Source organism: Sphingobium sp. GW456-12-10-14-TSB1 (assembly GCF_059424385.1).
This window is the reverse complement of the sequence record NZ_JBWKZI010000001.1, coordinates 1,343,664-1,364,293: the sequence shown is the minus strand read 5'-3', so window position 1 is coordinate 1,364,293 and position 20,630 is coordinate 1,343,664. Positions and strand designations below refer to the sequence as shown.

The window sequence follows — 20,630 nt, the reverse complement described above, 5'->3', positions numbered from 1 at the left end:
GGCCGACATGCCCGACCATAGCACCCAATTCGAAGCGAGCGGCGGCGGCATGGTGCTGACCAACGCCATCCTGCTCTACCGGCGAGAAGCGCCGCGCGCCGCAAATTCCCACGGAGCGATGCGACGGGGTGCGCCGGCCTTTGCCAGCATCCACGCGGTCGAGCATGACGCCGAAGGCCAGTCGACGATCGCTGCGGGAGCGCCGCTGACGCGTGCGCACTTGCGGCAATGGACCGAGGCGCTGGGCCGGACCGTCCTGCCCGAGATACTGCCGGCCAACGTGCTGGTCGCCCATCCTGACATGCTCGCATGGTGGATTCCGGCGCAGGTGCGTTCCGCCTACTTCGCTCTGTCGAACCCGCCCGCCGGTCTCCGCGTGTTGTCCGAACGAACCGTCCTCCCGGTCCCATATCCGCCGCACCTGCTCGTCGCCACCCGCTCCAATCTCGGCGTTTATGCCCTCCCGAGCGATGAGCGTCCCACAGCCGATACCGAGCTGCTGCACTCGCCGGTCCTCAACGTCTATCTCGACGGACGGCTTTGCTGGGGGAATATCCCGGAGCCGAAATCACTGGCGATCGCATCCATCCCGGACTTCGAGCAGGCGGTGTTCGCGTCCTGGTCGACGCACCCCAATCCCGGCCCGGAAATGACCGTGACAGGCAAAGGCGGGCTGGTCAGGCTCTGGGATGATCTCGCCGCCCGCCGGGCCGGCCGCTTTCCGGTCAAGCGTCTCAGGCCCTTTCGCATCCGGCAGGGGTCACGGGGCGCGGCCGCCGCCCCGCTGACGGTCGGCAAGCTTATTGCGGGGAGCGTACGGCGATGACCCTGCTCGCCGACGACCCGACAGCGGCCGCGGTGCTCGCCGCGATACCCTGCCACCCGGTCCCGCCCCATGGGCGATCCCCCGCCCTCGACGCGCTCCGGGACGCGAGCGCCGGACACGGCTTCGCGATCGGCAACGATGGCGTGATGCTGGTCCTGCGCCGGCCTTGGCTCGCGCTCGATATTCCCGTCACGCCGCCGATCTCCGCCTATGTCCCCTATGGAAGCGTGGGCGAACCAAGGGCCGATCTCCTGTGCGGACGGATCCCGCATGAGCTTCTCGAGGAGATTCTCGATCACTTCCGCGCGGCACTCCCCAACGAAGCGGCCGCCTTCGTGCTCTGGAACGAAGAGACGAGGGCCTTCGCGTTGCATTTCCCCGACAGCGAGGAGGCGACACCGTCGCGGCTCGTCTATCGATCGCCGGTCCCGCAGCTAGGCTGGAACTTGATCTGCGACATCCACAGCCACGCAGCCGGACCGGCCTATTTCAGCGCCACCGACAATGCCGACGACGCCTTTGCGACGAAGATCGCACTCGTCGTTGGCCAGCTCGACGAGCCGGACGGTGCGCAGATCACATCACGCCTCTGCGCCTGCGGCATGTTCGTGCCCCTGCCGCGCAGTCCCTTCTCAGGAGAACCCCATGCAGCCTGACACCGGCGACCGCCACTATCTTCCAGCCGCCTTCGATAATCGCCCGATCAAGATCCTGCTTGCCGGCTGCGGCGGGAACGGCGCCCAGATGCTGATGGGGCTCGCCTCGCTCGACACGGCGCTACGCGCGATCTCTTCCCGATCGCTGCACGTCACCGTGGTCGACGACGACACCGTGAGCGAAGCCAATCTCGGTCGCCAGCCATTCTATCGGTGCGACCTCGGACATTCTAAAGCGCGCACGCTGACGGAACGGATCAACCTCGCGCATGGCCTATCCTGGAACGCCATTCACGGTCGCGCGCCCGCGGTGACCGGCGTCGACGATACGGACATCCTCATCACCTGCGTCGACACAGCGTCGGCCCGGCGCGCGCTCGGCGCTGCGATCACGAAGAGCAGGGCGCCTCCGTTCTACTGGATGGACCTGGGAAACCGCGCGACCGATGGACAATATCTGATCGGCTGCCCGGTGCGTGGGGACGGCGAGGCTGGCCCGCGTCTTCCGACGGCGCTCGAGTATTTTCCGGAACTCGCCGATGAAAGCACGGCAGACGACCACGCACCATCATGCTCGGTCGCCGAGGCGCTCGAACGCCAGTCGCTGTTCGTCAATCGTGTATTGGCGAGCCATGCTCTTTCGCTGCTGTTCGATCTCCTCGGCCGTGGCTCGATCCGCCACGCCGGCGCCTTCATCAACCTCGCCAGCGGACAAGCCGTCCCGATCCCGCTGCCGCCGCGCGGCTGAGGCAAACGCCCGATCAGCCACCATCAACGGCAAGGATATCCGCCGTCGTCGGTGCCGCTTTCCCGTCGGATGGCAAGGGGGGAGCGCAGACCTCGACAACCTCATGGAAGGAGACCGCGTATGCCGCACATCACCGAGAATGGCTGGACGCTTCGGTACACCATCGGTCGCGAACTGGTCTCGGCGGTCGATACCGGGGACACGGTCCATTTGCCGGGCGGCCTCGACGACCTGATCGTGCTCGGAGGCCGATCACCACGGCGCATCAATGACCCGGGTTGCGTGATCGTCCGGGGTTCCGTCACGCAATCCGGCGGCGAGACGGAGGTGAGGCCCGGCGCCTTGGGCATGGTCTGGATCAGCGCCGCCGGCGGTTGGTCGGAGACAACGGCAAGCGAGAAGTCACCGGCCTACAACGCCGAATCCGTGCGACAGCAAATCGAGCGCGATCGCCGGCGTCATTCGATTAGCAAGAGGGAAGAACGGCTGATTCACGCGCTGCTGAAGGGCTCGGCGAGTGAACGACCGGCTCAGAATGAACCCCCGCACAGCGAACCGGGCTGGGGTCCGATGGGCGAGAAATCCTGATCGCCGCTGCTTCACCCTTTCAGGAACGGTATTCAAGGCGGAGGACGAGATGTCGGCACTTCCCGTACGCCGCGCAGCATGGTATATATCTTCGATACATACCAAAGGCTTTGAAAGGTGAACATGGAAATCGCCAAGATATTCAAGACCGGCCGCTCCCAGGCCGTGCGTCTGCCCAAGGAGTTTCGCTTCGAGGGGGATCAGGTTCACATTCGACGGGAGGGAGATGCCGTCATCCTTGAACCGATCTCATCCGACTGGAACTGGCTCAAGGCGCTGGTCGGACCGGTGGACGAGGATTTTGAGGCCGCGGTCAACGCGCCGCAGAAGTTCGAAATTCGCGACGCCATGGACCCTGATGCATGACGTTTTCGCTCGATGCCAACACAATCATCGCGCTGTTCAAGGGAAATAAGCAGGTCTGGAAGAATCTCGAGCGGCACAGCACGCTCGATTGCGTCGTGTCGTCGATCGTCATGCACGAACTCTATTTCGGCGCGTTCAACAGCGCGCGAGTCCAGGAGAATCTGGATCGGATCGGGGCCTTGCGGTTCGAGGTCGTTGACTTCGCGCGCGCAGATAGTCGAACCGCCGGAGAGGTTCGAACGAACCTGGCCCGCATAGGTAAACCCATCGGGCCGCTCGATACCCTGATCGCGGGCCAGGCGCTTGCGCGCGGGTACACCGTGATTACCCGCAATATCCGCGAGTTTTCCCGCGTCGAGGGGCTTTCTTTCGAGAATTGGGAAGACTGAACCATCGGAGCAGAAGAGGGGGAGGAAGAGGGCGGAAGGTAATCCATAAGGAGGTTGCCATGCTCACCACCCGCAGCCAGCGCTGGCGCGATCGACGCTGCCGCTGGATCCCGAACGCCACGGAAATCGATCCCAAGCGCCTCGCCGTCGATGTCATCAACACCAAACGCCAGACGGCGCCATTCGTGCAGGCGCATCACTATACCGCCTCTATGCCTGTGGCGCGCCTTTCTGTGGGCCTCTTCGCAAATGGCGGCGGCGGTCGGTCCGAGCTCGTTGGGGTGTGTCTTCTCGCACCCGGTCAACAACGCCAGCGTGCCCAAGAGCGCGGGTCTCATCGATCCACGCACGGCTTGCGATCTCGGACGTCTCGTCATCGACGACTCCCATGAACGATCTCTTCGATCCCGCCGATGCGGGATGCTGGATAGCGCGCGGCCGTCCGGCCCGCCACGCCCAAGCGATTGCCGAGGCCTGGCGTTGCTTCCCGGAACTCCCGCACGACGCACCGCTGGGCGCCCGCCAGGCGCGTACCCGCGAGCGCGTCCAGATGCTGCGACCGCTGCACGACGCCATCAGCCTGGAAACCGAGCAGCAGCGCAGGGCCGCAAATTTTGCCTTTGTCGAACGCCGGATTGCCCAAGGCAGCAATGACACCCGCCATGCCGCGATCCTCCATGCCCGCGACCTTCTTGGCTATGACTGGGACGCCGCCCATGCCTATGCCGACGGCCACTATGCCGCTCGTGCCGGATGGGTGTCACGGCCGCCTTCATGGTCCCGACCCGGTCAGCCAAATGAACGGCGTCCTGCCTATGACCAGGGATTTCTCGATGGTGGCGGCCAGCCCGACGACATCTTCGACGTCGCCCGGCGATCCTTTGCGGCCGCATCGTCCAAGCCCGTGCAGACGGACAGTCCGCAAGTCGCACGGCGGCTTCCCAGCCAGTGGCCGAGCCCGACCGACATCCCGCCGCCGGCCTCATGGCATCGGCGCCTGCTCCTGCTCGGGGCGTCCGAGCTGGCCGCAGAAGCGATCGGCATCCTCGCGATGCTGCGCGGTCGGCCCGGACATGAGAGCGCGACGCTGCTCGCGATCGACAGGAAGGACGGGCTCCTGTCGCTGTCGCTTTCGGCCGGCCCGGCCGCCATCGACAGCGTCGCGCTCCGCGACCAGCTGCACCAGAGCGACTATGCCGACATTCTGGTCGTTGCCGACGATGGGGAACTCGCTCGCATCGACGCCGACGCCGGCGTCCTGCCGCTCGCCCGCACCATGGAGCGAACGCGCAACTCGGTACTCCAGCAGCGCGCGCAATTCCGCCATTGGCTTTTTCGCGGTCGCGCTCCCGGCGATCAGTTCGCCGCCGGACATATCCGTTGGAGCAAGATGGCCGCCGGACTCTCGGGGCGACTGGGCGATTTCACCGCGCGCTATGCGGGGCCGGCGAAGCCGCGCGGTCACCGCATCGTTGTCGAAGATGCCAGCGGCGAACCGGCGTTCGGCTACCGCACGGCGCTTGGCCAGGAACTCCAGCCGGAGATCCTGATCGGCAACAAGAGCAACATCCGAAGCGCGATGGCCCACTTGCTGCGTGAATATGCCGCATCGCTTCGTCTCGGCTGAACGTCGGCCCGGTGCAACCTCCCCAGCCACTGGCCACCCCGACACGACGACCATCAGGTTTCTCCGCAGACAGGAGCCCTACATGCCGATCCCGCGATCCGTCCGCTCGCCCCCCGATCGGCGCTATACCGTTGCGCCTGAACATTGCGGGCGGCCGGGCGATGCTTCTTCGCCCGCTTCTGCGGTGACTGGCTCGGCCGATCCGCAACCCGCGCTGATGCCGTCGCGCACGCCAGTCGCTCGGCCAGGCGCAAGCCGCCTTCGACCTTTGCCGGCACGCTCGGCCGCGAGAGCTGACGGGCAGCCATTCTCCAAACGCATCCACACCAGTCTCTTCCACCTTGCCGCTTGTCGAGCGGCGGCCAACCTATGGAGGTATTCATGGCTAATCGTGTTTCCGCGTCCATCCGACTGGGAGGGTCACTTCCCCCGGCCATCTATGACGAATTGGCCCAGATCATCCTCACCGAGGGCCTGGCGGTCGAATGGGACGGCGAACCCTTCGACCCTTCCGACCCCTCCCATCGCACGCCCGGGAAGCCGCTCGACCTTTATGCCCACGAGGTGAGTGGCGGATGTTTCGAGGAACTCGAGGACCGATGCATCGCGCTCAAGCTGCCCTATCTCCGCTCCTGTGACGGCTATCCCGGCGAATGGAGTCCCGAGCGTGTCGTCTTCACCGGCGAAGGCGAACCTGTATCCTATCCCGCCGACGAAGCCGGCCATGTCGTGATGAATCGGGGCACCGCCGAGCGGCTAGGCTCGCTCGAGGCGATTGTCGCCTGGTTCGACGCCGCTGATTTTCGTGTGCCACCCCTGATCATCGAGGGCGATCCCGTCGACGGCCCGCTCCCGGAAGGAAAGCTATGATGACCATCCAACGCAATGTGCTGGTCGTCATGCGCTCCAGCCATCTTCACACCGAACTGGTCGAGGTCACGGCGAAGGTGAAGATCATCGGCGACGCCATCCATCCGAAGGTCCAGGCCGATCTCGCCGCGATCGAACGGCAGGCGCGCAAAGCCCTGCGCAACCAGCGGCCGCTGCCTGGCCAGACGCAACCCGGCTTTGGCCCTGGTACGAACCCGAGAACGCATTCGAAGTCGACTATGTGCTTTGCGCGCCCATTGACGCGGCGATGAACCGCGGCCGCATCGTGCCCGTCGAACAGGTGGCGACCGCGACGGTCCAGCGCTGGGGCAAGGGGAAGGAGACGCACGATGCCTAGATACGAGGTCGAGGTGAAGGCGTTCATCACTGTGATCGTCCATGCAGATGATGCCGGCGAGGCGCGCGAACGCGCCGACCGCTTCGTCGAATGGCTCTCTCCCGCGATCGAGCAGATCGACGACTACTGCGCCGACCACGAGCCGATCGACACCGATACCGGCCCGTTCGGCATCGATGGCGAGAGCTGCGTCGAGGAGACCGACGGATGAGCAAGCTCCACCATGTCCATGTCTATACGACGATCAGGGTCAAGTTCGCCGTGATTGCGGAGGACCACGCTGACGCAATGCGGCAAGCCGAAGCGATCGTGGGCACGGGCGTCTTCCCCGTTCACCTGTTTCCCGGCGCGGCGGCGGTGATCGAGCACAGCCGGCCGAGGAGATCACCGCGTATTTGGTCGACGAAGCGGACGATCCCGAGTGCGAGAACAGCTGCTCCTACGGCCCGGACTTCCGCCCGGAGGGCACGCGGGAAGGCCTGCGCTGATCGAATGGAGGGAAGGGGGATGGCGGGCGGGGCTCCGTTTGGTGGAGCGGTCAGGAGCTTCCCCCATGCATATCGAACTGCGAAACGTCCACTATAGCGCTGCGCTCTCCCAGGAGACCACCGCCTATGCCGCCGAAATCTGGATCGACGGCGAACTGGCCTTCCATGCCCGCAACGAGGGCACGGGCGGCGCGGACTTATATAATCGGGTCGGCCGGTGGACCGAAGCCGAGGTCGATGCCTGGCTCAAGGCCAACCGTCCGCCGCATGCCCTGGATGACTTCACCTGCGATCATGATCTCGAACTCGAGGTAAGCGATCTTCTCGCCCGCTCGGTCGAGGGCCGTCGGCTGAAGCGCCTGCTCCGCACCAACCTGATCACGATCGAGAACGGTCAAATCCTCCAATATCCCCTGCGCAAGCGGCCGCTGGCGATTGTCGCGCGCGCCGTGCGCGTCACCAACCCCGAGGCAGTCATCGTCAACGACGCCGGCGAGGATGTCCGCGCGCGCGCGCTTGGCGTGCTCCTCTCCGGGCGCTGACGCGACCAAGGCCCCCGCGCGGGCGAAATCTCCCAGCCACGGCGCCATCGAGGCGCGCATTTCCGTCTCCCAGATCTCCCGACCCCGCCGCGGTCCGGCCTCCTTCGGGATCCGGGCTGCCGCACCGCGTCCGCGAGACCTCAAGAAAAGGAAGTACCCCATGCGAAACAGTGCATCCGCGCTGGCTCTCCAGCTCAGCCTTGACTTCGACCAGATCGTTGCCTTCGCCAGCGAGGCCATCGCCCGTGACAGCGAGCAGCCGACTTTCCTTGCCCCGGCCGGCACGCCGCCTGCAGCGTCGTTCGACTTCTCGTTCGCCGGGGCGCGGAGCCTGTCACCGTCCTGGAAGGGCCGCGCGCAGGACAATATCGAGGCGATCAGGCTCCTGAACCTTCTGGACCGCGAGCATAGGCCGGCCAGGCCGGATGAGCAGGCGGCGATTGCGCGGTTCGTCGGCTTCGGTGCATCCGAGCTTGCGAAGAATATCTTCGCCGATCGTACGGGCGGATTCCGCGAGGGCTGGGAAGATCTCGGACAGAGCCTGATCGCCGATACGACCGAGCGCGAGCTCCAGTCGCTCAAGCGCGCAACGCAATATGCCCATTACACGCCCGAATATATTGTCCGGGCAATGTGGGACGCCGCCCGCATCCTTGGCTTCACCGGCGGCCAGATACTCGAGCCAGGATGCGGCAGCGGCCTCTTCATGGGATTCCGGCCGGACCATCTCTCCGATGACACGGTCTTCGTCGGTATCGAGAACGACCCCGTCACCGCCCGCATCGCAAACGCGCTCTATCCAAACCAGGTCATCCGCTGCATCGACTTCGACAAGGCTTCCCTGCCGGCCGACTTCGATCTCGCGATCGGCAATCCGCCTTTCTCGAACCTCACCATCCACAACAAGAGCCCGCTCGGTCGCCTCGGCCTGTCGCTCCACGACTTCTTCATCGCGAAGGCGCTCGAGCAGCTTCGCCCGGGCGGCATCGCGCTGTTCGTGACGTCCCGATATTCGCTGGACAAGAGCGATCCGAAAGCCCGCCTCCACATGGAGTCCATCGCCGACCTCCTGGGAGCGGTGCGCCTTCCGAGCAAGGCCATGAAGGAAGAGGCCGGCACCGACGTCGTCGTCGATATCCTGCTCTTCCGCAAGCGCGCGCCCAATGCGCCGTTCGCCGTACGAAACTGGATCGATCTGGCCGAGATTCCCGACAGCGACGAAGGCTTCGGGCCGCTCCGGATCAACAGCTACTTCCTCGACCATCCCGATCATGTGCTCGGGGTCCATCAATGGCACAGCGGCCGGTTCGGCATGGAATATACCTGCACGGCCGAACCCGGCGTCGAGCTGGGAACCGCGCTCGCGTCCACCCTGTCGGCGATTACATCGAGACACGAAGGCGCCTACCGCGCGATCGATCGCGCGACATCGCTTCGCGACAGGCTCGATGTCGCCACGGACGTGGAAGTCGGCACCGCGGCCGACGAAGCTGACTTCAAGGAAGGCAGCTATCTCGTTTTGCGCGGCATCCTGCACCAGATCGTTGATGGAGTGCCCATTGAAGTCAGCGTCAAGACCGGGCGCGGCGACAGCGGCCTGTTCCAGAAGCACGCCAACATCATCAGGGGCCTCATCCCCATCCGCGATACCGTCCGTGCGATCCTGCGCGCGCAGCTTAATGACCGCCCCTATGCCACCCTGCAGGAAACGCTGCTCAACCACTATCGGCATTTCATCAAGAAGCATGGGCCGATCAACCGGACGATCACCAGCATCCGCAGCGATCCGGAGACCGGCGCCGAAAAGGAATATCAGCGCCGCCCGAACCTCCAGCCCTTTCTCGATGACCCTGACGTATGGCTGGTGGCCTCGATCGAGAGTTACGACGAGGCTAGCGACGCCGGCGTCCCCGGCGCGATCTTCACCGAACGCGTCGTCAAGCCGCCGGTGGTCCAGGAGATCCAATCGGCCCAGGACGCCCTGGCGCTGTCTCTCCACGATCGCGGCCGCGTCGACGTCTCCCTGATCGCCGGGCTGCTCGGAGTCACCGAGGCCGAAGCGCTCGCGGACCTCGCAGACGACGTATATCTCGATCCGCTCCGCAGCACGCCGCATTTCGACCATTGGGTGCCGGCCGACGAAGCGCTGTCAGGCCCGGTTCGCACCAAGCTCGCCCTTGCGCGCGAGAAGGCCGAATCCGATCCGCGGTTCGCGGCCACCGCAACCGCGCTCGAGGCGGTCCAGCCGGTTGATCTCAAGCCAAGCGAGATCACCGCGCGCCTCGGGGCTCCCTGGATTCCGGTCGACGTCATCGAGACGTTCATCGCCGAAACGATGGAGGTCACCACCCGCATCCATCACACCGTCGCCCTCGCGAGCTGGACGGTCGACAAGGCGCCATTCCTCGGACATGTCAGCTCGACCTCGACCTGGGGCACCGCGCGCCGCGGCGCTGCCGACCTGCTCGAAGACGCCCTCAACTCCCACATCCCCAAGATCTACGATATCCATCGGGATGCGGACGGTTCCGAGCGGCGCGAACTCAACACGACCGACACGGAAGCGGCCAAAGAGAAGCTCGCGGCGATCAAGTCGACCTTCGAGACCTGGGTCTGGCAGGAGAGCGACCGCGCCGATCGACTGGTGCGGATCTACAACGACGCCTTCAACAACCTTGTGCCCCGCACCTTCAACGGCAAGCATCTCAAGCTGCCGGGCGCCTCGACAACGATCCGCATGCGCGACCACCAGAAGCACGTCGTCTGGCGGATCGTCGCCGCGGGCTCGACCTACGTCGCCCACAGCGTCGGGGCGGGCAAGACCTTCAGTCTCTGCGCCGCCGTCATGGAGCAGCGCCGTCTCGGCCTTGCCAACAAGCCGATGATCGCGGTGCCCAATCATTGCCTGGCACAGATCGCCCGCGAATTCCTGATGCTCTATCCCACGGCACGTATCCTCGTTGCGGACGACACGAACTTCGTGAAGGAAAAGCGCCAGCGGTTCCTGGCCCGCGCTGCAACCGGCAACTGGGACGCGATCATCATCACGCATGATGCGTTCAAGTTCATCCCGACGCCTGCCGCGTTCGAGAAGAGCCTCATCGAGGATCAACTCGCCAGCTACGAGGCCCTGATCACGGGTATCGACCATGAGGATCGCGTCTCGCGCAAGCGTGTCGAACGCCTCAAGGAGGGCCTCAAGCAGAGGCTCGAAAACCTCCAGGCCCGCAAGGACGATCTCGTGCATATCGGCGAGATCGGCATCGACCAGATCCTTGTCGACGAGGCCCAGCAATTCCGCAAGCTCACCTTCGCGACGAATCTCGGCGACCTCAAGGGGGTCGATCCGGCCGGCTCGCAGCGCGCCTGGGATCTCTATGTGAAGAGTCGCTATCTCGCCGGCATCAATCCCGGACGCGAGCTGATCCTCTCGTCAGGCACGCCCATCACCAACACCCTGGGCGAGATGTACACGCTCCAGCGGTTCATGCAGCCCGACGAACTCCACGCGAAAGGCATGCACGAGTTCGACGCCTGGGCGGCGAACTTCGGCGACACGCGCACCGAGCTCGAGCTTCAGCCGAGCGGCAGCTACAAGCCCGTCACCCGCTTCTGCGAATTCGTGAACGTCGCCGACCTGATGGCGATGTTCCGCAGCGTTGCCGACGTCGTGCTGAAGGACGATCTGCGCCAATATGTCCGCTTGCCCACCATCAAGGGCGGGAAGCGCAAGATCGTCGTCGCAAAGTCCGGCGCGCCCTTCAAGGCCTATCAGCGCGTGCTGGCCGGGCGCATTAAGGCGATCGAGGCACGTAGCGGCCGCCCGCAGAAGGGCGATGACATCCTCTTGTCGGTCATCACCGATGGCCGGCACTCAGCGATCGATCTGCGCTTCGTCGACCCTGTCGTCGGGAACGAGGAGGGCAACAAGCTCAACCTCCTGATCGAAAATGCTTTCCGCATCTGGCGGGAGACGAGCGACCAGCGCTACACTGATCCTGAAACAGGAAAGCCCTATCCGCTTCCCGGCGCCGTGCAGATGATCTTCTCCGATCTCGGCACCGAGGCCGCTCTCGAAACCCGCGGCTTTTCAGCCTATGTCTGGATCCGCGATCGATTGGTCGAGATGGGAGTTCCCTCAGACCAGATCGCGTTCATGCAGCACTACAAGAAGAACAGCGCGAAACAGCGCCTGTTCAACGACCTCAACCAGGGCCGCAAGCGCTTCGTACTCGGCTCGACTGCCACTATGGGAACAGGGGTCAACGCTCAGCAGCGGCTGGTAGCCCTGCATCACCTCGACGTCCCCTGGCTGCCTTCCGATATCGAGCAGCGCGAAGGACGGATTGAGCGTCAGGGCAATCAGAACGACGAGATCGAACTGTACGGATACGCCACGAGCGGCTCGATGGACGCAACCAATTGGCAGATGCTCGAACGCAAGGCGCGTTTCATCAACATGGCCATGTCGGGTGATCGCTCCATCCGCCGGATCGAGGACGTCGGCTCCAACGTCAATCAGTTCGCGCTGGCGAAGGCGCTCGCCTCCGGCGACGACCGCCTGATGAAGAAGGCCGGGCTCGACGCCGAAGTGGCACGGCTTCTGCGCCTGCGCGACGCCCATATCGACGACCAGTTCAACATCCGCAGGACGATCCGGCGAACGACCGATGAAATCGGGAACAGCCGCCGGCATATCGCCTTGCTGGAAACCGACATCGCGCAACGCGTCGCCACCGATGACGACAGGGTCAATTTCGAGACCGACGGCAGGACGCTCACCGATCGCAAGGCGGTCGGGGAGCATATCCTCCACCTGGCTGACCAGATGCGCACGCGCGGCACGCCTGCCCGCTGGCTGTTGGGAGCATTTAACGGCTTCGAGCTGGAGATTTCGGGCAGCGAGGCGAGAGATGACGAAGGCCAGCGGTATATCGCAAGCGCCGTCGTCATCCAGCACCACGGCGAGCATCGTGCATTCGAAATTACCGAAAAGACCCGACCGGGCACGGCGGTCGGCCGGCTCGAGTCCTCCATTCGCGATCTCGACACCGGCCTCGCCAATATCAGGGCAAGCCTCGAAGCCGCCGAACGGCGCCTGCCGGCGTTCCAGGCGCGCCTCGGCCAGGAATTCTCTGACACGGCGCTGCTGGAAGAAAAGCTCCAGGAACTGGCTGACCTGGAGGCCGAGCTGGCAAATACCAAGGGCGAGTTCGAATCTGAGAACGACAATGCACCCGTCACCGAGTGCGCCGGCAATCAGCGCGAGTTGCTTCAACCCGCGGCAGCCTCCGCGGCTTGGTAGAGCGCGACGCAAGCCCCCATCCCGGACGCTTGCGGCAATTGGTAGAAATACCCCTGAAGCCGCCGTCGGCACCTGCCAGCGCGAAGCGACGGAGGACCCCCGGCCTCCATCGCTAGCCCCAACTTCGTCAAGGGAGCGCACCATCCCGATTGTGGAGACGCGCTTGATCCGGTCGAGCCTGCTACGGCAACCGTCTCCCAATGGACGCAGGAGTTTCTCCACCATTACAACGACCCGCAGAGCTGGATCGAGCGCATCCACCGCCAGGCAAACGAACGGGCATGCCCCCGATCCGGCCGACCTTGCACCTTCTCATCGCACATACCTTATGGAGGAAATCATGGCCCCTCTATCTCCGCTCAGGGAACGCCTGGCGGGCTTTCCGCACGCTTACGCCTGCTCGATCCAGCGCTGTACCGCTACCGGCCGAAACCAATTCGTCGTTCGTACCGGCGATCCCGTCCAGCCGTTCCGGGTGACCGACGTGGGTCCCAACAACGACGAGAACCTCGTCCTGCGCGTCGCTTGATTGCGTTGTCGCAGTAGGTCGCTTCATGGCGGACTGCCGCCCCGGTGCCACATCTGCGACACCGTCACCCGTACGCAATTCGTCCGACGGCTGATGCCCGTCATTGCGGGCCTGCCGGCGATCTTCTCGCGCTGAGCCGTTGGCAGCGTCGGCGCGAGTTTCTCCAACACTCGGCAGGAGAGCGATCCGATGGATGGCGCCGATCAATATCCAATTGAACCCGGCATGTGGATCAGCACGGAAGAGGACGAAAAGCTCTTCTTTCGACGATACTCATCGACCGGCCATTGGGGCTTCTTTTCCGACAGCAATCATCACAGCGCGCGCGAGCACAAGCTTCCGCTCGCCGGTCTCAGACCTTTGCACAAGGAGCGCCGGACATGAAAACACATGCGATGGCGAGCGGACTTCGGATCACGCTTTCGAAGACCGAATTGCAGGCCTTGCTCAAGGTCGCGCAATATGGCGCTGACCGGATCGCCGCCGCCCCGTGCTCTTATATCCGGCCAAAACGCCAGGAGGTCGTAGCTGTTGACGTCATCCAGGGCCTCGAGCGCGGCCTCGCATCGGTCCAGTGGAAGAAGGCAGAGGCCAAAGCCAGGCGAGAGGCGCCCAAAAGAGAGGCTGAACGCAGCGCGGCCCGCGAGCATCACACCCGGATCGACGGCTATGCCGTCTGGGGTATGCTGGGCGACTGGACCGATATCTCCGATGATCCCGATCGCCGCCGGTGGGCGGATATGTTCCACCCCGACACCAGCCCTCGCGAGCAGGGCGAAATCCGGCATAATGTCTGGCGGATATTCATCAGCAAGGGCAACGCGGCCTTGGACGACCTCGTCGTCTTGTCCGGCGATTGCACGATGACTGCCGATCGAGACGAGATCGAGCAGCTCGCACGTCGGATCATCGCGAACTATCAAGATTGACCGCCTTCGTGGCGTCCGGCCGCCCCGGCCGGCAGCAGCCTATTAGGGCAGGCCTATCCCTCAAAAACCCCGCCTCCACGCCCGGGGCTGGGCCGCCGAACGAATTCCCGTGGCCCCAGCCGTATCCCACAAGGATCCAAACCATGCCCGAACTCATGGAAATCGAGACTTATCGGTTCGAAGAACTATCCGAGCGCGCCAAGACAAACGCCCGCAACTGGTATCGGGAAACTGGCCTCGACTATGAATGGCACGACTTCACATTCGATGACTTCGAACGGGTGTGCAACATTCTCGGTGTCAGCCTCAAGACCAACATCGTGCGCCTCCAGGACGGAGAGACAGACAGCGAGCCACGCATTTACTTCACCGGTTTCTGGAGCCAGGGCGACGGTGCCTGCTACGAGGGCTTCTACTCCTATGCGAAGGGCGCCCATCGTCGAATACGTGACCACGCCCCCCTGGACACCGAGCTTCACCGTATTGCCGATAGCGTGCGGGCCGTGCAGAGCCGCAACTTCTATCAGCTCAGCGCCGATGTCTCTCACCGTGGGCGCTACTATCACGAACACAGCATGGCGATTTCAGTCGAGCGCGATGGGGCCTCCCAAGACATGACTGCTGGAGCCGAAGAGGCTATTGCAGTCGCGCTCCGCGACCTCGCCGGTTGGCTCTATCGCGGTCTTCGCGCCGAGTATGAGCATCTCACCTCCGACGAAGCTGTCGACGAAAGCATCAACGCCAACGGCTACCGATTCACCGCTTCCGGCGAACGACACGTGCGCATCGCATAGCCGATGCAGGCACATTGACCGCCCACGACAGGAGATCCGACAAATGACCGGAACCATTCGACTGTCCACAAATGATATCCGGCGGCTGCGAAACGTCAACGAGCAGATCGCACGGCGAGAAAGGGTGCCTCCCGCTACGCGATCGAGATCGCCAAGCGCTTTACCCTCCCGAGGGCTGAACGGCCGGCTGATCCGCCGCAATGACATTGCGGCATTGACCCCGGCGTCCGCCTAGATGGGAGGATCGCGCCAACTTGGCCTCAAATGCCCTTGACTGGCCCGTACATGGGCGAACTATCCTATGGCATGCGCCTCATCGATTATCTTGCGGCCAGCAGGCTTTATTATCAGCGATCTCTTGTGACGCTGCCCGACATCCTCCTGATCGAAATCCCGCCTCACTTTGCCGGCAGCGGGCTTGCTCTAGACCGCTATTATCCGGTGATCCTCGAGAGCCTCGCCGAGATGCACGAGTTCGAAACTTTCCTGTGCGAACCGCGCGACACGCTGGTCCCTCCCGCGTTGTTGGACCATCGGCCCTCTTCCCTCCGCGCCGACGATATTATCTTCGCCCGCTACGAACCCACGGCACCGTACTGGCCCTGGCTGCTGCTGTGCTGCTGGCCGCCAAACTACACCGCCATGGTGCCGTTCCACATCGAAGCGTTCGCTCGCGGAGCCTACACCGTCGAAGCCTTCACCAGCGCCGGCGAGGTAGACCTTGCGGAGGCCGCGCTGCTCGCAACTCTCGGCCCTCATGAAGCGCGACACGTCCGATGCGTGGAGGGGATGATCGGAAATGCCTGATCACCAAACCGCCCAGTCTCATGGGGGTCGAAATCGCAATGCGCGGTGCCGGAACGGGGGATCGGCAGACCGATCACCGGATTCCCTATCTCCAGCTATCGGCCAAGAATTTCATCAACCGGCCGCGCCATGTCGGCGCGCTGCTTCATGAGCTCGGTTAGCCAGCAAAGATGCGCGGCCGCATCGGCCAGAGGCATTTCGCAGACTTCCTCGAACATCTCGCGCTGATAATCGAGGTCGCGCGCGAGGATGCCTTTCAGCCGCACGCGCGCCGGGCTATCGTCATCCTCGATTTCTTCAATCGCTTCACGAGCGGCGTCGAGAAATGCCTCGGCCAGCTCCTGCGCTTCATAATAGCCGCCATCCAGACCTTCGATCGAGGCGAGGCTCGCCAGACGCCGACGGACCAGCGGTAATTCGGGATCGATCGCCGCATCGTCGAGCGGCAGATTGAAATCATAGGCGGCGAGAAAGTCGCGGATCATGGTCAGCTCCTCGAGCTGAGAAAGAACATATAATGAACAGGATTGCAACCTCTGTCCGGGCTATGTCATGAGTTAGCGCATGCTTCCTTCGATTGTCTTCACGCTTATCGCTTGCCCTTTCGATGACATTGCCGTGCTCGCGGACATCGAAGGTGCCCGGTCATGACCGGCAGCAAGCCCCCGCTGCGATTGCGCGGGATTGTCCGACTGAGTGATCGCGGTCCACTGCTGGAAGTGGCGGATGGCCCGGTCTGGCGCCTCGAAACGCATGACGACTTGCAGGCTCATCGGGACCAGAATGTCCAGATCGAAGCATGGCAACGCGGACCGAGCCTGCTGGAGCTGCTCTGGATCGGTCCTGCTAGCGACTAGCATTGCGTTTTTCGGCTTAGACTGATTTCTACCAATTCGAGGATATCCCGGGCAGGTAACACCGCTCAGTGCATGACGATATGGGGGCGGTTTGAATCTATTGCCGCAATGGACCGAAAGGGCCGACAAACGGGGCCTCGATCCGCTTGGAATGCAGAATAGCGGGGTCGTGCTTTACCAGTCACTCCTCCCCGGCATCAGCAACGTTACCCTGCGGATGCGCTATTACGGCTATTATTGCTGGGTGAGCGAGACCTATGCTCGCCGCAGCGCCACTAGCGATTTCGAGGCCTGGCGCACCTGGGTGCGGCGCGCCGAAGCGCTCTATGCCCTGGTCTGCGCGCGGGCCGGGGAAACCGGCGTGGGCGGCGTCGACTGGGCCAACCGCCGCTTGGCCGCTGAGGAGCGAATCATCGACTTCGCGGCCGCAGCTTCCACCGACGCATCCCAGGAACGCTATCTGCGCCAGTCGCTCGGCGTCTTCGGCGGCGCCTACTACACCCAGATGGCCGAATTGGGCCTCTTTACCGAGAACCGCCACGGGATACAGGTCGCCACCCGCGATCTCGGTCAACGCGCCGCCGGCCTGTTCGCGGATGCGATCGGACCCGATCTCGCAAAGCTCCTGCGCCAAAAGATCGCAGGGGCCAGCGTCAACGTCCGCGACCTCGATCGCCTCGAACCGATCGCGCCCTCCCGGATCCAGGTGCAAAGCGAGGAACGCAGCTTCTACGAAGCCCTTCTCTTCGCACGCGAAGAGTCGCTCGGGCAGAAGGCAGCAAGCCGCGGCGCCACGCTCAGCCTTATCCTGGAGACCGCGCACGCCATCGAGGAACAGCCTGGACCGGAGGATGTTCGCTGGCACCTCTTCGATCCGCCGCAGTCACCTTTGCCCGAACGTCTCGAGGCGCAACGCCTCAACTGGGAAGCCTATCAATGCCAGGATCTGCTGCAGGTGGCATCGGCCGCCCTGCTTGCCTGGGCCATCACGATCATCAACGCGGACGGGCAGGGTCGAACCCCCGCTGATATCCGCGACGAGGTGGTCTCCCATTTGATCGGGCATAACGAGGACGCGTTCGCAGGGAGCTGGCGCGACCTGCGCCTGAGCCTCGATCCGGGGACCTTTCCATATCAGGCCATGTGGGATGACCTGACGAGCGCCCGCGGCGCGCCCGCAGACAAGGCCCTCGCGACCATCAAACTCATGGCGGCCTTGCACCAGCGGCTTTGGACACGGCCCGATCTCGCCGACGCGGCAACGCGCGGCCTGCCTGGCCGAGGTCCTGCACGATCGCTCCGCACGGAACTCGACTGGCTCGAAAGCAGGGATACGGACGACGTCATCGATCGGATCGCCGACTATGTGATCGAACGCGTCGTCCGCCGGCATAGCTGGGTCGCGATGCAGAAGCTACGCCGGCAGCGCGACTACACGTTCCTGTTCGAGCTACGCGATGGACGCCTCTTCTTCCTCACCGGATATCAGCCGGTCGCCACCACCCCCCGCCTTGCGCCCGCCATTCGGTTTCTCGAAGACATCCACCTTCTGGACGAGAATGGGCTGACGGCGCTCGGGCTCGACGCGCTGGAGACCTCCCGATGAGGCTGCCGGATCGTCTCGGCCGCCGCCTCGGCCGTCCCTTTCACAGTGCGATCGCCACGAGCTTCGCCGTGGAATTCGCAGCTGTCGAGCAAATCCTCCTGCCTCAGCTGATGGCGAGCGGCGCATCGAACCTGCTCCTCATCACCGACGCACGCATGGCGTCACTCGCCCTTTCGGACGGATCGATCCTGCCGACAGCGCTCGGGCGCGACTATGCGCTCCACAGCCCGCCAGCCGCCGACGGGATTTTCCACCCCAAGATCATCCTTCAGATCGGCCGTGACAGCGCTCGCGCCTTCGTCAGCTCGGCCAACCTGACCGCGGCGGGGCTTGCCGGAAACGCCGAGGTGTCGATCGAGATCGAATGCAAGGATGAGGACGGTCCAGAACGCGAGATCGTCCGATCCATCTGGCGCTATCTCAATGCGCTCGTGCCATCCGAACCGTCTCCTGCGCGAGACGCCCTGCGCTGGGCGGGCGAACGCGCGGCGTGGCTGGATGGTCCGCCCGGTTTACTCCTGCAGGAGCTGGACGACGGTTCGGCGATCGCGTTCCTCCATGCCCCGGACGAAGCGGGAATCGGCGATCACTTCGTCTCGTTCGTCGGCGGCGACAAGGTTCAGTCGCTGGTGGTGATCAGCCCCTATTGGGACGACGATCTTTCCGCCCTTGCCGGTCTTTCCCGGCGGCTCGCGCCCAAGCGGATCATCCTGCCGATCGACAGTACGAATCACGAGTTTCCGGCCGATGCGCCGTTCGCCAGCACACCCCGTATCGTCGAGCTTTGCTGGCCCACCCGGCGCTTCACCCACGCCAAGATCCTCATCGCTTCCACCGCGCGTCACGACCATATCCTGTTCGGAAGCGCGAACTGCACAACCCCGGCACTGGGGCGGGCAGGGGCCATCGGCTCCAATGCAGAGGCCTGCATCTATCGGAGGCTAAAGCGCGGGGCTGCACGCGAAGCCCTCGGGCTCGATCGCTGGCTCGACGGCGATGTCATCGCGCTTGCCGATCTCCCGCCACGCACTCCATCAACACCCATTCCTCTCAAGGCAATCGAAGCGCGCCAGCCCGGCAGCTTCGATCTCGACAATGACGTTCTCATCTGGCGCCCGGCGCGCAGCGGGATGCAGGAAGGCGAGGTCCAGCTCCTCGACAATGGAGCAAACCTGCTCCTGTCCATCCCTGTCGCCTCCTTCCACCATTCCGGCGACACACGCACGGCACCAATCGATCCGGCGCTCCACCGGACGCTGTGCTTCGCACGCTTCATCTCTGGCGACTTCAGCTCGACCATTACCCACGTCACGCACCGGAACACGCTGCGCGGGCGTCGCAGGGAAGTGGCGACCGGAGCTGTCGCTCGGGCGCTCGCGCCATTCACCGATGGAACCGACTTCGATCTGTGGATGCACCAGGCCTTCGAAACCCTCGCCCGGGCCGACTTCGAGCAAGCGACCAATGCGCCTCAGATTGCGGCCAAACTCAGTCCGACGCGCAAAGCCGATGGCGAGGTCGAATCCCCGGTCGCGCTCAGCTATGAGGAATTTGTCCAGGCGCGGCCTGTCAGCGGGCGGTCGGGCGCAGCTGGCGCGAACAGTCTTGCCGGAACCTATAGCGACAGCATCCGCGATTTCCTCAATCTCCTCTCGGGCCGCACTCCCGCTCCGACCGCAGGCGAAGACGATGATCCCGTTTATTACGAACCTGCGGAAGAGGGCGGTGACGCTGATCTCGGTGATGGCACCGATGGTGGCGACCTTGAGCCGCCGCGCCAGCCGAACGAGGAGCCGAATGATCCCGCCGCGATCGACGGGCGCCTCTATGAGCGCCACGTTATCGGCTATGCCGAGGGTCTCGAATGGGACGATGAACCGCTCGGCCCGAGCGATGTCCTGCGACTGCGCTTCTGGATCCTGTTCCTCCTCTATAAGGCCCGCTGCCCCGATCTCCCTCACGGCCTCGACGGTTCGGGCGCCCCTTTATCCTGGCCGCGCTTCACCGTCCGTATCCTTGTCGCCTTCTTCTGCGGCCGCACGCCAGCGATCACCCGGCTCATGATCGCGCGCGACTATAGCGGCATGCCGGTCGACTTCATGGAATGCTGGATCACCGTCCTGTGGAGCCTCGATACCATCGAACGGACGCTGTCCGGCCGCATCAAGGATCGTGAGTTCCTCAAATATATCCCCGAGCTGCGCCGGCGCGTGGTCGCCCTCCTGGGCCTCTCTCCCGACGAGCTGGCCGGACACACCGCGACCGAGGTTCGCGAAGGACTCGACAGTTCGATCGGACAAAGGCTCGGTCTTGTCCCATAAGCCACCCAAGGAGAGGGCCACGCT

Annotated in this window: 21 protein-coding genes; 20 read left to right on the top strand and 1 reads right to left on the bottom strand. The window is 64.0% G+C overall.

Going from position 1 to position 20,630, the window contains the following annotated elements; genetic code table 11:
• Positions 1–7 precede the first annotated feature (7 nt).
• The 17 genes from AC07X9_RS06650 to AC07X9_RS06570 all read left to right on the top strand — a co-directional run bounded on the left by AC07X9_RS06650 (position 8) and on the right by AC07X9_RS06570 (position 15,822).
• Complete coding sequence (locus AC07X9_RS06650) at positions 8–826, top strand: PRTRC system protein B (protein ID WP_086485681.1); 819 nt, start codon at positions 8–10, stop codon at positions 824–826.
• A complete protein-coding gene (locus tag AC07X9_RS06645; protein ID WP_086485680.1) occupies positions 823–1,482 on the top strand; it encodes a PRTRC system protein A in 660 nt (219 codons plus the stop codon). Before AC07X9_RS06650 ends, AC07X9_RS06645 begins: the two co-directional genes overlap by 4 nt.
• The gene (locus AC07X9_RS06640) at positions 1,472–2,230 is read left to right on the top strand and encodes a PRTRC system ThiF family protein (RefSeq protein WP_086485679.1); all 759 of its coding nucleotides are present in this window, start codon (positions 1,472–1,474) and stop codon (positions 2,228–2,230) included. The genes AC07X9_RS06645 and AC07X9_RS06640 overlap by 11 nt, the downstream gene beginning before the upstream one ends.
• 120 nt (positions 2,231–2,350) lie before the next feature.
• Positions 2,351–2,818 carry a hypothetical protein gene (locus AC07X9_RS06635; RefSeq protein ID WP_086485678.1) on the top strand — a complete coding sequence of 156 codons (468 nt, stop codon included), beginning with the start codon at positions 2,351–2,353 and terminating at the stop codon, positions 2,816–2,818.
• A gap of 123 nt (positions 2,819–2,941) precedes the next feature.
• A complete protein-coding gene (locus AC07X9_RS06630; protein WP_086485677.1) occupies positions 2,942–3,184 on the top strand; it encodes an antitoxin in 243 nt (80 codons plus the stop codon).
• Positions 3,181–3,573, top strand: coding sequence for a type II toxin-antitoxin system VapC family toxin (locus tag AC07X9_RS06625; protein ID WP_086485676.1), 393 nt, complete (start codon positions 3,181–3,183; stop codon positions 3,571–3,573). Before AC07X9_RS06630 ends, AC07X9_RS06625 begins: the two co-directional genes overlap by 4 nt.
• Before the next feature lie 388 nt (positions 3,574–3,961).
• Positions 3,962–5,200 carry a hypothetical protein gene (locus AC07X9_RS06620; protein WP_086485675.1) on the top strand — a complete coding sequence of 413 codons (1,239 nt, stop codon included), beginning with the start codon at positions 3,962–3,964 and terminating at the stop codon, positions 5,198–5,200.
• A 381-nt stretch (positions 5,201–5,581) separates the two neighbouring features.
• Positions 5,582–6,070: a hypothetical protein gene (locus AC07X9_RS06615; protein WP_086485956.1), complete on the top strand. Its 489-nt coding sequence runs from the start codon at positions 5,582–5,584 to the stop codon at positions 6,068–6,070.
• A complete protein-coding gene (locus tag AC07X9_RS06610; protein ID WP_086485674.1) occupies positions 6,067–6,342 on the top strand; it encodes a hypothetical protein in 276 nt (91 codons plus the stop codon). The genes AC07X9_RS06615 and AC07X9_RS06610 overlap by 4 nt, the downstream gene beginning before the upstream one ends.
• A 78-nt stretch (positions 6,343–6,420) precedes the next feature.
• Entirely contained in the window at positions 6,421–6,639 is a 219-nt protein-coding gene (locus AC07X9_RS06605) for a hypothetical protein (protein WP_140159572.1), read from the top strand.
• A gap of 342 nt (positions 6,640–6,981) precedes the next feature.
• Positions 6,982–7,458, top strand: coding sequence for a hypothetical protein (locus AC07X9_RS06600; protein ID WP_086485672.1), 477 nt, complete (start codon positions 6,982–6,984; stop codon positions 7,456–7,458).
• Positions 7,459–7,618: 160 nt separating this feature from the next.
• Entirely contained in the window at positions 7,619–12,763 is a 5,145-nt protein-coding gene (locus tag AC07X9_RS06595) for a helicase-like domain-containing protein (RefSeq protein WP_140159571.1), read from the top strand.
• A 340-nt stretch (positions 12,764–13,103) separates the two neighbouring features.
• Positions 13,104–13,292 (top strand): hypothetical protein, encoded by a 189-nt coding sequence (locus AC07X9_RS06590; RefSeq protein WP_086485955.1) that lies wholly within the window; start codon positions 13,104–13,106, stop codon positions 13,290–13,292.
• Positions 13,293–13,481: 189 nt separating this feature from the next.
• Entirely contained in the window at positions 13,482–13,676 is a 195-nt protein-coding gene (locus AC07X9_RS06585; protein WP_086485671.1) for a hypothetical protein, read from the top strand.
• A complete protein-coding gene (locus AC07X9_RS06580; protein ID WP_086485670.1) occupies positions 13,673–14,221 on the top strand; it encodes a hypothetical protein in 549 nt (182 codons plus the stop codon). The genes AC07X9_RS06585 and AC07X9_RS06580 overlap by 4 nt, the downstream gene beginning before the upstream one ends.
• Before the next feature lie 143 nt (positions 14,222–14,364).
• Positions 14,365–15,015, top strand: a complete 651-nt coding sequence (locus tag AC07X9_RS06575) for a DUF8835 domain-containing pootine (protein ID WP_086485669.1) — start codon at positions 14,365–14,367, stop codon at positions 15,013–15,015.
• A 285-nt stretch (positions 15,016–15,300) separates the two neighbouring features.
• Positions 15,301–15,822: a hypothetical protein gene (locus AC07X9_RS06570; protein WP_495197981.1), complete on the top strand. Its 522-nt coding sequence runs from the start codon at positions 15,301–15,303 to the stop codon at positions 15,820–15,822.
• 95 nt (positions 15,823–15,917) lie between these two features.
• Here the strand turns inward: AC07X9_RS06570 and AC07X9_RS06565 are convergent, their stop codons facing one another.
• Positions 15,918–16,307, bottom strand: a complete 390-nt coding sequence (locus AC07X9_RS06565; protein ID WP_086485668.1) for a hypothetical protein — start codon at positions 16,305–16,307, stop codon at positions 15,918–15,920.
• A gap of 162 nt (positions 16,308–16,469) precedes the next feature.
• Between AC07X9_RS06565 and AC07X9_RS06560 the strand changes: the two genes are divergently transcribed.
• From AC07X9_RS06560 to AC07X9_RS06550, 3 genes are all read left to right on the top strand, one after another.
• Positions 16,470–16,679, top strand: a complete 210-nt coding sequence (locus AC07X9_RS06560; RefSeq protein WP_086485667.1) for a DUF5818 domain-containing protein — start codon at positions 16,470–16,472, stop codon at positions 16,677–16,679.
• A 91-nt stretch (positions 16,680–16,770) separates the two neighbouring features.
• On the top strand, positions 16,771–18,285 hold the full coding sequence (locus AC07X9_RS06555) for a hypothetical protein (protein ID WP_086485666.1): 1,515 nt from the start codon (positions 16,771–16,773) through the stop codon (positions 18,283–18,285).
• Positions 18,282–20,606 (top strand): phospholipase D-like domain-containing protein, encoded by a 2,325-nt coding sequence (locus AC07X9_RS06550; protein ID WP_086485665.1) that lies wholly within the window; start codon positions 18,282–18,284, stop codon positions 20,604–20,606. The genes AC07X9_RS06555 and AC07X9_RS06550 overlap by 4 nt, the downstream gene beginning before the upstream one ends.
• Positions 20,607–20,630 lie beyond the last annotated feature (24 nt).

Bases quoted from the DNA above. Each gene is read 5' to 3' on its own strand.
- AC07X9_RS06605 (WP_140159572.1), top strand. From the start codon at position 6,421: ATGCCTAGATACGAGGTCGAGGTGAAGGCGTTCATCACTGTGATCGTC.
- AC07X9_RS06580 (WP_086485670.1), top strand. From the start codon at position 13,673: ATGAAAACACATGCGATGGCGAGCGGACTTCGGATCACGCTTTCGAAG.
- AC07X9_RS06630 (WP_086485677.1), top strand. From the start codon at position 2,942: ATGGAAATCGCCAAGATATTCAAGACCGGCCGCTCCCAGGCCGTGCGT.
- AC07X9_RS06615 (WP_086485956.1), top strand. From the start codon at position 5,582: ATGGCTAATCGTGTTTCCGCGTCCATCCGACTGGGAGGGTCACTTCCC.
- AC07X9_RS06560 (WP_086485667.1), top strand. From the start codon at position 16,470: ATGACCGGCAGCAAGCCCCCGCTGCGATTGCGCGGGATTGTCCGACTG.
- AC07X9_RS06650 (WP_086485681.1), top strand. From the start codon at position 8: ATGCCCGACCATAGCACCCAATTCGAAGCGAGCGGCGGCGGCATGGTG.
- AC07X9_RS06600 (WP_086485672.1), top strand. From the start codon at position 6,982: ATGCATATCGAACTGCGAAACGTCCACTATAGCGCTGCGCTCTCCCAG.
- AC07X9_RS06620 (WP_086485675.1), top strand. From the start codon at position 3,962: ATGAACGATCTCTTCGATCCCGCCGATGCGGGATGCTGGATAGCGCGC.
- AC07X9_RS06635 (WP_086485678.1), top strand. From the start codon at position 2,351: ATGCCGCACATCACCGAGAATGGCTGGACGCTTCGGTACACCATCGGT.
- AC07X9_RS06640 (WP_086485679.1), top strand. From the start codon at position 1,472: ATGCAGCCTGACACCGGCGACCGCCACTATCTTCCAGCCGCCTTCGAT.
- AC07X9_RS06565 (WP_086485668.1), bottom strand. From the start codon at position 16,307: ATGATCCGCGACTTTCTCGCCGCCTATGATTTCAATCTGCCGCTCGAC.
- AC07X9_RS06645 (WP_086485680.1), top strand. From the start codon at position 823: ATGACCCTGCTCGCCGACGACCCGACAGCGGCCGCGGTGCTCGCCGCG.
- AC07X9_RS06595 (WP_140159571.1), top strand. From the start codon at position 7,619: ATGCGAAACAGTGCATCCGCGCTGGCTCTCCAGCTCAGCCTTGACTTC.
- AC07X9_RS06610 (WP_086485674.1), top strand. From the start codon at position 6,067: ATGATGACCATCCAACGCAATGTGCTGGTCGTCATGCGCTCCAGCCAT.
- AC07X9_RS06590 (WP_086485955.1), top strand. From the start codon at position 13,104: ATGGCCCCTCTATCTCCGCTCAGGGAACGCCTGGCGGGCTTTCCGCAC.
- AC07X9_RS06550 (WP_086485665.1), top strand. From the start codon at position 18,282: ATGAGGCTGCCGGATCGTCTCGGCCGCCGCCTCGGCCGTCCCTTTCAC.
- AC07X9_RS06570 (WP_495197981.1), top strand. From the start codon at position 15,301: ATGGGCGAACTATCCTATGGCATGCGCCTCATCGATTATCTTGCGGCC.
- AC07X9_RS06585 (WP_086485671.1), top strand. From the start codon at position 13,482: ATGGATGGCGCCGATCAATATCCAATTGAACCCGGCATGTGGATCAGC.
- AC07X9_RS06575 (WP_086485669.1), top strand. From the start codon at position 14,365: ATGCCCGAACTCATGGAAATCGAGACTTATCGGTTCGAAGAACTATCC.
- AC07X9_RS06625 (WP_086485676.1), top strand. From the start codon at position 3,181: ATGACGTTTTCGCTCGATGCCAACACAATCATCGCGCTGTTCAAGGGA.